We start from the raw sequence: 12,796 nt of genomic DNA on the forward strand, positions 1-12,796 counted from the left end.
CTTGATCACTTTCGCTTAAGCTACGGCAACAAAACGGATTTCATGTATCAACCTGTCGCGTTATTCATTGGCCTGCGCTACATGCGCGGGCGAGCTTCAGACCGCTTCGGGCGGTTTGTGTCCTGGCTTTCCACCATCGGCATTACGCTGGGGGTGATGGCGTTGGTTACCGTCTTGTCGGTGATGAACGGTTTTGAAAAGGATCTGGAGAACAACATCCTCGGCCTGATGCCGCAGGCGTTGATCACTAGCCCGCAGGGGTCAGTCAATCCTCAACAGATCCCGGCATCGGCGGTGCAGGGCCTGCAGGGCGTCAGCCGCGTGGCGCCCTTGACTACCGGTGACGTGGTGCTGCAAAGCGCCCGCAGCGTGGCGGTGGGGGTGATGCTGGGGGTGAACCCGGACGAAGCCGATCCGCTGACGCCGTTTTTGGTGAACGTCAAACAGCAACAGCTGCAGCCGGGCCAATACAACATCATCATCGGCGAACAGCTAGCCGGGCAACTTGGCGTTAAACGTGGCGATCCGCTGCGGGTGATGGTGCCGAGCGCCAGCCAGTTCACGCCGATGGGCCGCATTCCGATCCAGCGTCTGTTTACCGTGGTTGGCACCTTCCACGCCAATAGTGAAGTAGACGGTACCCAGATGCTGGTCAATCAGCAGGACGCTTCGCGCCTGTTGCGCTATCCGGCCGGCAATATCACCGGTTGGCGCCTGTTCCTGCAGCAGCCGCTGACGGTGGATACCCTCAGCCAACAGAAATTGCCGCAGGGTACCGAATGGAAAGACTGGCGCGAACGCAAGGGCGAGCTGTTCCAGGCGGTGCGTATGGAGAAGAACATGATGGGGCTGTTGCTTAGCCTGATCGTGGCGGTGGCGGCATTTAACATTATTACTTCCCTTGGCCTGCTGGTAATGGAAAAGCAGGGCGAAGTGGCTATTTTGCAGACCCAGGGCCTGACGCGTCGACAGGTGATGTCGGTGTTTATGGTACAGGGTGCCAGCGCCGGTATTATCGGTTCGCTGCTCGGCACGCTGCTCGGGGTGTTACTGGCCAGCAATCTTAATAACCTGATGCCGATCCTCGGCGCATTGATTGACGGCGCATCGCTGCCGGTGGCGGTGGATCCGCTGCAGGTGACGGTCATTGCCGTAGCGGCGATGGCGGTTTCCCTGTTGTCCACGCTTTACCCTTCATGGCGCGCTGCCGCCGTACAACCCGCTGAGGCTTTACGTTATGAGTAACCATCTTTTGTTGCAGTGCGACAACCTGTGCAAGACTTATCAGGAAGGCAACCTGCATACCGACGTACTGCGTAATGTCAGTTTTGCCATGCAGCCGGGCGAGATGATGGCGATTGTCGGCAGTTCTGGCTCCGGTAAAAGTACTCTGCTGCACCTGTTGGGCGGGCTGGATTCACCGACCTCCGGCGAGGTTGTCTACAAGGGGCAGTCGCTGAATACGTTGTCCTCGGCGGCCAAGGCCGAACTGCGCAACCGCCAGCTTGGTTTTATCTACCAGTTCCACCACCTGTTGCCGGACTTTACCGCCCTGGAGAACGCCGCCATGCCATTGTTGATTGGCGGCATGAAACCGGCGCAGGCGCAGGAAAAGGCGCTGGAAATGCTGACCGCGGTCGGGCTGGAAAAACGCAGCAAGCACCGGCCTTCAGAGCTGTCCGGCGGTGAACGTCAGCGCGTGGCGATAGCCCGCGCACTGGTCAATAATCCGTCGTTGGTATTGGCGGATGAGCCCACCGGCAACCTGGATAAACGCACCGCCGACAGCATCTTTGATCTGCTCGGTGAACTGAACGTGCGCCAGGGCACCGCGTTCCTGGTGGTGACCCATGATCTGCAATTGGCCAAGCGCCTCAGTCGCCAGCTGGAAATGGCTGACGGCCATCTGCAGGCCCAGTTGACCCTGTTGGGGGCTGAGTAATGGCAGGCGCGTCACTTTCCTTTCTGACGGCCCTGCGTTTCAGCCGTGGACGCAAGCGTGGCGGTATGGTGTCACTGATTTCGGTGATTTCAACTATCGGTATTGCGCTGGGCGTGGCGGTGCTGATCGTCGGCCTGAGTGCCATGAACGGTTTTGAGCGCGAACTGAAAAACCGCATTCTGGCGGTGGTGCCGCACGGTGAAATCGAACCGGTGAAACAGCCGTTCAAAGACTGGTCGTCGATTCTGCAACGGGTGGAGAAGGTGCCGGGCATCCTCGCCGCCGCCCCCTATATCAACTTTACCGGCCTGATGGAAAATGGCGCACAGCTGCGTGCGGTCGGTGTCAAAGGCGTTGATCCTCAGCAGGAAAACCAGCTCAGTGCGCTGCCGAAATACGTGCAGGGCGATGCCTGGGCCAATTTCAAAAGCGGTGAGCAACAGGTGATCCTCGGCAAGGGGGTTGCGGATGCATTGGGCGTCAAGCAGGGCAGTTATGTGACGGTGATGATCCCCAACAGCGATCCGCAAATGAAGCTGTTGCAACCCAAACGCATTCGTCTGCACGTGACCGGAATTTTGCAGCTCAGCGGGCAGCTCGATCACAGCCTGGCGATGGTGCCGTTGGCTGATGCCCAGCAGTATCTGGATATGGGCGACAGCGTGACCGGCATAGCCATCAAGGTGAACGACGTGTTTGCCGCCAACAAACTGGTGCGTGACGCCGGTGAAGTCACCAACTCCTACGTTTACATCAAGAGCTGGATTGGCACCTACGGCTATATGTACCGCGATATCCAGATGATCCGCGCCATCATGTATCTGGCGATGGTGCTGGTGATCGGCGTTGCCTGCTTTAATATCGTTTCAACTCTGGTGATGGCGGTGAAGGACAAGAGCGGCGATATCGCCGTGCTGCGCACCCTGGGCGCCAAAGACGGGTTTATCCGCGCCATATTTATTTGGTACGGCCTGTTGGCCGGGCTGGTGGGCAGCGTCAGTGGCGTGGTGGTCGGGGTGATCGCCTCGCTGCAGCTGACCAATATCATCAAAGGGTTGGAAAAACTGATGGGGCACTCATTCCTGTCGGGAGATATTTACTTCATCGACTTCCTGCCTTCCGAGCTGCACTGGCTGGACGTGGTGATTGTATTGGTGACCGCGCTGGTACTCAGCCTGTTGGCTAGCTGGTATCCGGCCAGGCGTGCCAGCCGTATCGATCCGGCACGAGTGTTGAGCGGACAATAATCAAAATCAGGGGAGGCAGAGATGCCGCCCCATTTTTTTAGCCTGAGGGTGGGTTATGTACTACGGTTTCGATATGGGCGGCACCAAGATTGAGCTGGGCGTATTCGACGCAGACCTGCAGCGCATTTGGCAAAAAAGAGTGCCAACGCCGCGTGAAGATTATCAGCAACTGCTGGCGACGTTGCGCGACCTGACCTTTGAAGCGGATGCGTTCTGCGGCCAGAAGGGCATGGTCGGCATCGGCATTCCGGGTCTGCCCAACGATGACGACGGCACGGTGTTCACCGCCAACGTGCCGGCGGCGATGGGGCAGAAGCTGCCGCATGACCTGGCCGAACTGATTGGCCGCGAAGTACGCATTGATAATGACGCCAACTGCTTTGCACTGTCGGAAGCCTGGGACGAAGAATTCCGTCACTATCCGACGGTGTTGGGCATCATTCTCGGCACCGGGGTTGGCGGTGGGTTAATCGTCGATGGCAAGGTGGTCTCTGGGCGTAACTATATCGCCGGTGAATTCGGCCACTTCCGCCTGCCGGTAGATGCCCTTGAGGTGCTGGGGCGTGATATTCCTCGCGTTCCTTGTGGTTGCGGTCATCAGGGTTGCATCGAAAATTACATTTCCGGCCGCGGTTTTGAGTGGATGTACGCCCACTTTTACCAGCAGCACTTGCCTGCGCAGCAGATCATTGCGCATTATCAGTCGGGTGAGCCGCAGGCCGTGGCTCACGTCGAACGTTTTATGGACGTGCTGGCGATATGTCTGGGCAATCTGCTGACCATCATCGACCCTCATCTGGTGGTGATTGGCGGCGGTTTGTCGAATTTTGAAGCGATCTACCAGGAATTACCGCAGCGTTTGCCGGCGCATCTGTTGCGGGTGGCCAAGTTGCCACGGATTGAAAAGGCGCGCTACGGCGATGCCGGTGGGGTGCGCGGAGCTGCGTTCCTCAATTTGGTCAACAGGGAAAAGTAAGGAGAGAGTTAATGCACACTCGCCATCGGCTGTGTCAGTTTCGCAAGAGTAAGCATGTGCTGCATCAGCGCTTTCGTTCGCGGATATTTCATCGCGACACCATGGCGGCCGCCGAGCTGAAAAAGCCGTTTGTCGTGGTGTTGACTGGGGCCGGGATCTCGGCCGAGTCGGGTATTCGCACCTTCCGCGCTGCCGACGGGCTGTGGGAAGAGCACCGGGTAGAAGACGTTGCTACACCGGAAGGTTACCAGCGCGATCCGCAGCTGGTACAGACGTTTTACAATGAGCGTCGCCGCCAGCTGCAGTCGCCGGAGATTGCGCCTAATGCCGCACACCGTGCCCTGGCAGATCTCGAAGCCTGGCTGGGGGATAACTTCCTGCTGGTGACGCAGAATATCGATAATCTGCACGAACGTGCCGGTAGCACCCGAGTGTTGCATATGCACGGCGAACTGCTGAAAGTGCGCTGCACCAGTTCCGGGCAGATGTTTGACTGGCCAGAAGATCTCAGCGTCGACGATCGCTGCCATTGCTGCCAGTTCCCGGCACCGTTGCGGCCACACATAGTATGGTTCGGCGAAATGCCGCTGGGCATGGATGAAATTTATCAGGCGCTGGCCAAGGCCGACTTTTTCGTGGCTATCGGCACCTCAGGCCACGTTTACCCGGCCGCCGGTTTTGTGCATGAGGCCCGGTTAGGCGGGGCGCATACCATGGAGCTGAATCTGGAACCCAGCCAGGTGGAGAGCCAGTTTGATGAAAAACACTATGGCCAGGCCAGCGCAGTGGTACCACGGTTTGTGCATAAATTTCTGGTCGGCAAGGTAGCACGAGCGGACCAGCCATAAGTTTGACCCCAGGGGGCAAGTTTTTGCACCCTGGGGTTACACCCGCCGCTCCACGGGCTGACCATCCAGAAAGTACCCACCTTCTTTAGTCATAATAGCGCCAACGGGGTGACGGTGAACTTCAAACAGGTATTCAGCCAGGCGGATCTGAGTAAAACGGATCTGGCTATTCTCAACTGTATTCTCGATAACCCCGATGCCTGCATCGACGAGGGCATTCGTGCGCTTTCCGCCCGTTGTTATAGCTCGCCGTCAACGGTGGTGCGGCTGGCCAAAAAACTGGGATTTCGCGGCTACTTGGAGCTGGTGTATTTTATCAAATTCAACCTGGCCATGGCGCCAGCCTATCTGGCTGAAAAATCGGCACCCGTGGCGGTTAGCGTGCAGCAGCAGGCGCAGTTCCTCGATCTGCTCGACGAGGGGAAAATTCTGATCCACGGTAGCGGTTTCTCGCAGCTGGTTGCGCAGTACATGTACAACAAGTTTATGACTCTGGGCATCGACAGCTATCTATCGCTGTGGCCTGACTTCGATATTCTCGATCGGGAGACGCGTTTTCGTTTCAATATGGTGATCGTGATTTCAAAATCGGGCAATAGTGGTTCGGCATTGAACTGGAGCGAGGCGGTGAAGCGTAACGATATCCGGCTGGCGGCGTTTTGTGGCGACGGTGACAGCCCGCTGGCGCAGCAGGCCGATATGAGTTTTATCTATGAAGATCGGCAGAAGTATGACCACGATATCTATTACCCCAACCCGTTCTTTGGTCACTGTCTGCTGGGGTTTGAAAACCTGATCAAGGCCTGGTTTGAACGGCGCAGCCGCTGAGGCCGCGCCGCTGGGATTAACGCCAGTGTTCGGCATATTGTCGATGGGCCTGCAGATACTCCTCCACCAGCGTTTTCGCCAGCGAGTAAGAATTCACTAGCGGGTGTACCATCAAGGCTTTGATGGCTTTTTTACGGTTACCTTCAAGAATCGCCTCTACTGCCAACCGTTCGTACTCTTTCACCCGAGCGATCAGGTTTTTTTGCGTATCGGGAATATCGCGCATTTTCACCGGGTGAATGCCCGCACTGCTCAGTTCACAGCTGATTTCGATCACGTCTTCGGGATGCAGGAAGTCCAGCGTGTCGTTGTTTTGCATCGACACCACCACGCGTTTTTGTTGGCCGCTGTTCACCGCCTCCAGAATATCGATCGCCACCCCGGCGTAGCCACCGCTGTCCGGCTGTTCGATAAACTGTTGCAGCGTCAGCATGGCGCGCTCTTTCACCTTGCCCTGGTTGGATTCGCGCTGCATATACGAGTTTTCGCGCGTCAGATAATGGCTGAAGTAGAGGCTGAAGGCCTGATCCAGCTGGTTCGGAATGTCCAGCTCGGCCAGGTCTGCCAGCATCTGCCGGTTGATCTGCGCAATTTGCTCGCCGCGGGTTTCTCCGGCGCTGACGATAGCGGCGATCGCTTGCTCGCGATAGTAGTAATAATACAGATACTCGTTGAGCATCAGGTTATCGGAGAGTTCGACCAGCTCCGGTGAGAAGTATTTCATGCAGGTGTCGCGGTACAGGCGCGGGTCCGCCAGCAGCCGTTCGGTTACCGGCTCACCGTTGACCCTGGCATTGCGGAACCAGGACAGGTGGTTCAGGCCAAAGCAGTCGATACTCAATTCACTCTCGCGGCAACCCAACAGCTCGGCCAGTTCGCGGATAAACTCGCTGGGCGCGTCACAGATACCGTACACCTGGCGTTTAAAACCTGACTTGATGATAGCTTCGGTCACCATGCCGGAAGGGTTAGTGAAGTTGAATAGCACTGCGTCGGGTGACGACAGCTGTTCGATCAGTCGGCAGTAATCGATAATCGCCGGGATTGAACGCATTGCCATGGCGAAGCCGCCGGCACCGGTGGTTTCCTGCCCCAGAACCTGATGGTTGAGCGCGATGCGTTCATCATCAATACGCCCCTCTTCGCCGCCGATACGCAGGGTGGTGATGATATAGTCTGCACCGCTCAATGCCTGATGCGCATCGCTGGTCAGGCTGAAGGCGATATCGCTGCGAATACGCTGGAATACCCCCTGAGCGATGGCACCGTAGATGGCCAGTTTATGTTGATCGGTGTCCATAAACACCACTTCAGTGACGCCGATACGGTGGGCGTTGTAGGCGATAGATTTGGCCAGGAACGGCGAACGCACGCCGCCGCCGCCCAGAACGGTTAATTTCATTTAATATCTCCCAAATTAATAAATGTCAGAGTGCTGCTAAATACTTCTCGACCTGGTTTTTGACCTTGCCAACGGTGACCCCATAAATAACCTGAACCTCACGCCTATTTTTCACCACGCCTTTGGCACCGGTACTTTTTAATGCCGCTTCATCTACCAATTGCATGTCTTTTAATTCAACCCTGAGCCGGGTGAAACAGTTGTCGACGGAAATAATGTTGTCTTTACCGCCAAGCGCGCGAATAATTATTCCACTCAATTCATTAGGCGTGCTTTTACTATTTTGATACTCCTGTTTTGAATAAAGTTTGACCTCGTCGTCATCCTCGCGGCCCGGCGTTTTTAAATTAAGCTTCAGCACCAGCGTTTTGAATACCAGGTAATAGACGGCGAACTGAATCAGGCCAATCACGACATATAGCGGCCAGCGAGTGAGGGCCACCGGCAACGGCAGGTTATACACCAGGAACTCAATCAGGCCGCTGGCTCCCCAGGGCCGCACTTCGAACAGATTGCAGGCAACCTGCGACAGTGCAGTCAGTACTGCATGGATCACCCACAGCAGCGGCGAAATAAACAGGAAGGTGAACTCGATCGGTTCGGTGATACCCACCAGAATCGAGGTGGTGATGGCCGGGATCAGGATCGCCTTGGCCAGCATTTTCTTTTCCGGTTTGGCGGTGTGATAAAAAGCCAGTGCCGCGCCTGACAGGCCAAAGATGGTCACCATACCCTGCTGCGAGAAGCGCAGTGCTTCATTCATCAGCGGCGAAATACTCGGGTCGCGCATATAGGCCAGGAAAATCGCCTGTGAGCCAGAAACGGTGTGGCCATCCTGCACGATCGAACCGCCGATGCTGGTGAGCTGGAACGGGGACCAGATAAAATGATGCAGCCCGGTGGGAATAAGGAATTTCTCGAAGAAACCGTAAACGAATACGCCAAGCGAACCGGAGCTTTTCATAAAGCCGGTCAGCGAGATCAGACCGTGCGAGATAGCCGGCCACAGATAGCTGAAGGCGATGGCATACAGCACAATCACCGGCGTCATGGCGATCAGTACCAGTTTGGAGCCGCCATAAACCGATAACACGCCGTTCAGTTCGACGTTACACAGACGGTTATGTACCCAGGCGATAGTGATGCCGAGGATCAGACCGAGGAATATGCCCATATCCACCACGGTGAAACCCAGCAGTTCGGTTTGCCCGGTGCCGTAAAATTCGCCGTTGATTTTTTGCGCTACGTGGCCACTAAGCTGCAGATAAGACGAGTTGGCGCCGAGGAACATGATAAAGCACATTACCGCCACCAATGCGGCCTCGCTCTTTTTATCCCTGGCTAGTCCATAGGTAATACCGATACAGAATATTAACCCGAGATTACCAAATAATGGCCAGAAGGTATCGCCGAGCATTTTCCCTACATGGAAAATCCCGGAGTTTTCATTTACCAGTGTGGCGTTGGTAAGAATAGAACTTAATGCCAGGATTAAACCAATAACCGGCAAGAAGAATATCGGCCCCATCATGGCTTTGGAAAAAAGTTGCAGCTTGCTCAAGATATTATCGATAATACCTTTCATGTCAGTTCCTTTTTTATATTTTAATGGATAACGACGTTGACGATAAAGCTCCCTGGGATGGCGAAAGAGAAAGAGGCAAACTCTGCCTTGGCTAAGTTATAGGAGGAAAGATCCGGTGATGCAATTAGTCAGCGGAAATAGGCACTGGTGGTCAGTGGCTGACAACCGGTACCCTTCGTGAAGAGGATCACACATCAGAAGCCGTGGCTGGCGATAACTTCTGCCGTAGCGGCCTGGTCAATGAAGGAAATCATCACAAGGTTTAATGATTTCCGTTAAATCTGGCTAAAAATGACCTGTCGCAATATTTGATCCTGATCGGTTCCGCATAATGAAACGCGATATTCTGAGGGCGGATACCATGGATAAACTACTAGATCGATTTTTTAACTACGTCTCATTCGACACGCAATCCAAAGCGAACGTCAAACATGTGCCGAGTACCGACGGGCAAATGAAGCTGGCGCGCGCGTTGCAGCAAGAAATGATTGAACTGGGGTTTGAACGGGTGTCGCTCAGCGAGCATGGCTGCGTGATGGGCACTTTACCGGGCAACGTTGCCTGGTCCGTACCGGCGATCGGGTTTATTTCTCACCTGGATACCTCACCGGATTTTACCGGCAAACACGTTAACCCGCAGATCGTCGAAAGTTACCGCGGCGGTGATATTGCATTGGGCATTGGCGATGAGGTGTTATCGCCGGTGATGTTCCCGATCCTGCACCAGATGCTGGGGCAGACGTTGATCACTACCGACGGCAAAACGCTGCTCGGTGCCGATGACAAGGCAGGCATTGCCGAAATTCTGACCGCCATGGTGCGGTTGCAGCAACGCAATATCCCCCACGGCGATATTCGCGTGGCTTTTACGCCGGACGAAGAAGTGGGCAAGGGCGCACGATTTTTTGACGTTGCACAATTCAACGCCGAGTGGGCCTATACCGTAGATGGCGGTGGTGTCGGTGAGTTGGAATGCGAGAACTTCAATGCGGCGTCGGTGACGGTGAAAATTGTCGGCAATAATGTTCACCCTGGGAGCGCTAAAGGGGTGATGGTGAATGCCCTGTCACTGGCAACCCGTATTCAGCAGGCGTTACCGGCGGATGAAACGCCGGAAACCACCGCCGATTATCAGGGGTTTTATCATCTCAGCAGCCTCAAGGGCAGCGTTGAGCGCGCCGAAATGCACTATATTCTGCGTGATTTCGAGCGTGAGGGTTTTGAGGCCCGCAAGCGCCGGATGTTTGAGGTAGCCAAGCAGGTGGGTAAAGGTCTGCCGCGGGATTGTTATATCGAAGTGACGATTGAAGACAGCTACTACAACATGCGCGAACAGGTGGCAGAACATCCCCATGTGATTGCGTTGGCGCAACAGGCCATGCGCGATTGCGATATTGAACCAGTAATGAAGCCGATTCGCGGCGGTACCGACGGCGCTCAGTTATCGTTTCGCGGTCTGCCTTGTCCGAATCTGTTTACCGGCGGTTATAACTATCATTGCAAGCATGAGTTTGTTTCCCTTGAAGGGATGGAGCAAGCAGTGGCCGTGATTATGCGCATCGCTGCGCTGACGGCAGAGCGCGCCAAATAGCCCAGATTGCGATTATTATAATTGCTTGCCGTAACAATGATTTGCTCCTAGTGTAGAACATATTTTCCGCACCAGGAGCCGTATCATGAGCACTGAATACCGTATCGATCGCCAATGTCTTGAGCAGTTTGTGCAGGCGATTTGGCGCCATGCCGGCAGTACCGATCGAGAGGCCGGGCTAGTGGCCGAACATCTGGTTCAGGCCAATCTGGCCGGCCACGACTCCCACGGCGTCGGCATGATCCCGAGCTATATGGCATCGCTGGCGCAGGGGCATTTACAGCTTAACGTTCATGCCCAGGTGGTACGCGACGCCGGTGCGGTCCTGACGATTGACGGTGGTCAGGGTTTCGGCCAGGTGGTCGCCAGTGAGGCGATGGATAAAGGCATCGAACGAGCCAGGCAACTGGGGCTGGCGGCGGTGGCATTAAACAATTCGCATCACATCGGCCGTATTGGCCACTGGGCTGAACAGTGTGCACGCGCCGGTTTTATCTCCATTCACTTCGTCAATGTCGTGGGCGACCCTATGGTGGCACCCTTTGGCGGCAGCGATCGTCGCTTTGGTACCAACCCCTTCTGCGTTATTTTCCCCCGTCCCGGTAAAAAGCCGCTGCTGCTGGATTTCGCCACCAGCGGCATCGCTTTTGGTAAAACCCGCGTGGCCTACAACAAAGGTCTGACCGTCGCGCCGGGCTATCTGATTGACCAGCATGGACAACCCACAGACGAACCCAAAGTGATGCACGAGCAGCCGTTTGGTTCGCTGCTGCCCTTTGGTGCGCATAAAGGTTATGCACTGGCCGCCCTGTGCGAGATCCTCGGCGGTGCACTGTCGGGCGGGCGAACTACCCATAGTGCTACGCTGAAATCCAACAGCGACGCCATTTTCAACTGTATGACCACCATTATCCTCAACCCAGAGGCCTTTGCGGCACCTGAGATGCAAAGTGAGGCTGAGGCGTTTATTGACTGGGTGAAGGCCTCACCGCCAAGTGACGGTCGGCCGATTGAGGTGCCGGGGGAGTGGGAAGAGGCGAATCGCGAACAACGCTTGCAACAGGGGATCCCGATAGATGCCAATACCTGGCAGCAGATTTGTGCGGCAGCCAGACAGGCGGGGATGCCTGACGAGGAGCTTGATGCTTACCTGACACAGGCGCTGCGAGCATAAAAAAAGCCACTCGCCTGGGGGCGGGTGGCCTTATCAGAATGACTTCAGCTTCAGTCTTTAAAGTACCAGTAGCCGTTATTGATCAGTGCGGTCAGCAGCGCCAGGAACGACGGATCGTCCACCGCGTCACCCAACTGGGCGGCATTAACGCTGAAGTTCTGGCACATGGCATCGACAGCCTGCAGATGCTCGGTATCCATCAGTTCGCCGTTCACAAAGCACTGATCACCAACGCGCAGTACGCGCAGGCCACCCAGACGTTGTAATGGCTCGCCCTGCTGTAGCAGTTCGTAGATTTCGCCTGCCTGGTAAGGCGGCTCCGGCGGCGCGGCATCCAGCTCGTGGCGCGTCTGGGAGATAAATTCGCCGAACCACTGCTGGAAGTGTTCCGGTTGCTCAACCAGATCCAGCATCATCTGGCGCAGGGCGTCGACTTCCTGCGGCAGCACTTGCGCTGGATGCTCTCGCAGTTGAATATCCGGATCGCTGTAACGTTTGCTGCCCAGTTCGCGTGCCAGCACGTGGTCGGCAAAGCCGCTAATCAGTTCACGACCATTCGGTGCGCGGAAGCCCACCGAGTAGTTCAGCGCGTTTTCCAGCGCGTAGCCTTCATGCGGGAAGCCCGGCGGAATATACAGAATATCGCCCGGTTCCATTTCTTCATCGATAATGGCGTCGAAAGGTTCAACCTGCAGCAGGTCCGGGTGCGGGCAATGCTGCTTCATCGGCACTTTTTCACCCACGCGCCAGCGACGGCGACCGGTACCCTGAATGATAAACACGTCGTACTGATCGAAATGCGGGCCAACACCGCCGCCCGGCACCGAGAACGAAATCATCAGATCGTCCATCCGCCAGTCCGGCAGTTGGCGGAACGGGCGCATCAGCGCGCTGGAAGGCTCATGCCAGTGATCGACTGCCTGCACCAGCAGCGACCAGTTGTTCTCGCTCAGGTGGTCAAAGCTCTCAAATGGGCCGTGAGCGACCTGCCAGCGGCCGTCCTGGTGGCTAACCAAACGACTGTCCACTTCGTTTTCCATCGCCAGCCCAGCCAGCTCATCCGGGGAGATCGGATCGATAAAGTTTTTGAAGCCACGCTTCAGAATCACCGGACGCTTTTGCCAATAACGTTGCAAAAAATCGTTCCAGTCCAGATCTAATTGATAATCCATGTTCTATTCCAGGATAGAGGAGTGAGCCTGA

Annotated in this window: 11 protein-coding genes; 8 read left to right on the forward strand and 3 right to left on the reverse strand. The window is 55.8% G+C overall.

All coding sequences use genetic code 11. The features are described 5' to 3' along the window. Window positions 1–42: 42 nt before the first annotated feature. The 6 genes from lolC to ACSOSI_RS10780 all read left to right on the forward strand — a co-directional run bounded on the left by lolC (window position 43) and on the right by ACSOSI_RS10780 (window position 5,841). Entirely contained in the window at window positions 43–1,245 is a 1,203-nt protein-coding gene (gene lolC, locus ACSOSI_RS10755) for a lipoprotein-releasing ABC transporter permease subunit LolC (RefSeq protein WP_261136148.1), read from the forward strand. After that, on the forward strand, window positions 1,238–1,942 hold the full coding sequence (gene lolD / locus ACSOSI_RS10760) for a lipoprotein-releasing ABC transporter ATP-binding protein LolD (protein ID WP_012006426.1): 705 nt from the start codon (window positions 1,238–1,240) through the stop codon (window positions 1,940–1,942). The genes lolC and lolD overlap by 8 nt, the downstream gene beginning before the upstream one ends. Then, window positions 1,942–3,189, forward strand: a complete 1,248-nt coding sequence (gene lolE, locus ACSOSI_RS10765) for a lipoprotein-releasing ABC transporter permease subunit LolE (protein WP_012006427.1) — start codon at window positions 1,942–1,944, stop codon at window positions 3,187–3,189. Before lolD ends, lolE begins: the two co-directional genes overlap by 1 nt. A gap of 55 nt (window positions 3,190–3,244) precedes the next feature. Beyond that, the gene (gene nagK, locus ACSOSI_RS10770) at window positions 3,245–4,165 is read left to right on the forward strand and encodes an N-acetylglucosamine kinase (protein WP_112362595.1); all 921 of its coding nucleotides are present in this window, start codon (window positions 3,245–3,247) and stop codon (window positions 4,163–4,165) included. An 11-nt stretch (window positions 4,166–4,176) separates the two neighbouring features. Then, entirely contained in the window at window positions 4,177–5,013 is an 837-nt protein-coding gene (cobB, locus tag ACSOSI_RS10775; protein ID WP_476707038.1) for a Sir2 family NAD+-dependent deacetylase, read from the forward strand. A gap of 114 nt (window positions 5,014–5,127) precedes the next feature. Continuing rightward, window positions 5,128–5,841 (forward strand): MurR/RpiR family transcriptional regulator, encoded by a 714-nt coding sequence (locus tag ACSOSI_RS10780; RefSeq protein ID WP_017892496.1) that lies wholly within the window; start codon window positions 5,128–5,130, stop codon window positions 5,839–5,841. Between the two features lie 16 nt (window positions 5,842–5,857). On the opposite strand, the gene ACSOSI_RS10785 is transcribed toward ACSOSI_RS10780, so the two are convergent. Further along, entirely contained in the window at window positions 5,858–7,243 is a 1,386-nt protein-coding gene (locus ACSOSI_RS10785) for a family 4 glycosyl hydrolase (protein WP_261276999.1), read from the reverse strand. Between the two features lie 25 nt (window positions 7,244–7,268). Continuing rightward, a complete protein-coding gene (locus tag ACSOSI_RS10790; RefSeq protein ID WP_017892497.1) occupies window positions 7,269–8,828 on the reverse strand; it encodes a PTS transporter subunit EIIC in 1,560 nt (519 codons plus the stop codon). Between the two features lie 361 nt (window positions 8,829–9,189). On the opposite strand from ACSOSI_RS10790, the gene pepT reads away from it, so the two are divergent. Together pepT and ACSOSI_RS10800 are read left to right on the forward strand one after the other, a co-directional pair. Further along, complete coding sequence (gene pepT / locus ACSOSI_RS10795) at window positions 9,190–10,419, forward strand: peptidase T (protein ID WP_012006433.1); 1,230 nt, start codon at window positions 9,190–9,192, stop codon at window positions 10,417–10,419. 85 nt (window positions 10,420–10,504) lie between these two features. Beyond that, complete coding sequence (locus ACSOSI_RS10800) at window positions 10,505–11,593, forward strand: malate/lactate/ureidoglycolate dehydrogenase (protein ID WP_476707039.1); 1,089 nt, start codon at window positions 10,505–10,507, stop codon at window positions 11,591–11,593. A 50-nt stretch (window positions 11,594–11,643) separates the two neighbouring features. On the opposite strand, the gene ACSOSI_RS10805 is transcribed toward ACSOSI_RS10800, so the two are convergent. Next, window positions 11,644–12,765: a ribosomal protein uL16 3-hydroxylase gene (locus ACSOSI_RS10805; RefSeq protein WP_112362589.1), complete on the reverse strand. Its 1,122-nt coding sequence runs from the start codon at window positions 12,763–12,765 to the stop codon at window positions 11,644–11,646. Window positions 12,766–12,796: the final 31 nt, after the last annotated feature.

This window comes from Serratia sp. AR11 (assembly GCF_056376275.1).

Excerpts from the sequence above, each read along its gene's own strand:
- lolC (WP_261136148.1), top strand. The coding sequence starts at position 43 with ATGTATCAACCTGTCGCGTTATTCATTGGCCTGCGCTACATGCGCGGG.
- lolD (WP_012006426.1), top strand. The coding sequence starts at position 1,238 with ATGAGTAACCATCTTTTGTTGCAGTGCGACAACCTGTGCAAGACTTAT.
- lolE (WP_012006427.1), top strand. The coding sequence starts at position 1,942 with ATGGCAGGCGCGTCACTTTCCTTTCTGACGGCCCTGCGTTTCAGCCGT.
- nagK (WP_112362595.1), top strand. The coding sequence starts at position 3,245 with ATGTACTACGGTTTCGATATGGGCGGCACCAAGATTGAGCTGGGCGTA.
- cobB (WP_476707038.1), top strand. The coding sequence starts at position 4,177 with ATGCACACTCGCCATCGGCTGTGTCAGTTTCGCAAGAGTAAGCATGTG.
- ACSOSI_RS10785 (WP_261276999.1), bottom strand. The coding sequence starts at position 7,243 with ATGAAATTAACCGTTCTGGGCGGCGGCGGCGTGCGTTCGCCGTTCCTG.
- ACSOSI_RS10790 (WP_017892497.1), bottom strand. The coding sequence starts at position 8,828 with ATGAAAGGTATTATCGATAATATCTTGAGCAAGCTGCAACTTTTTTCC.
- pepT (WP_012006433.1), top strand. The coding sequence starts at position 9,190 with ATGGATAAACTACTAGATCGATTTTTTAACTACGTCTCATTCGACACG.
- ACSOSI_RS10800 (WP_476707039.1), top strand. The coding sequence starts at position 10,505 with ATGAGCACTGAATACCGTATCGATCGCCAATGTCTTGAGCAGTTTGTG.
- ACSOSI_RS10805 (WP_112362589.1), bottom strand. The coding sequence starts at position 12,765 with ATGGATTATCAATTAGATCTGGACTGGAACGATTTTTTGCAACGTTAT.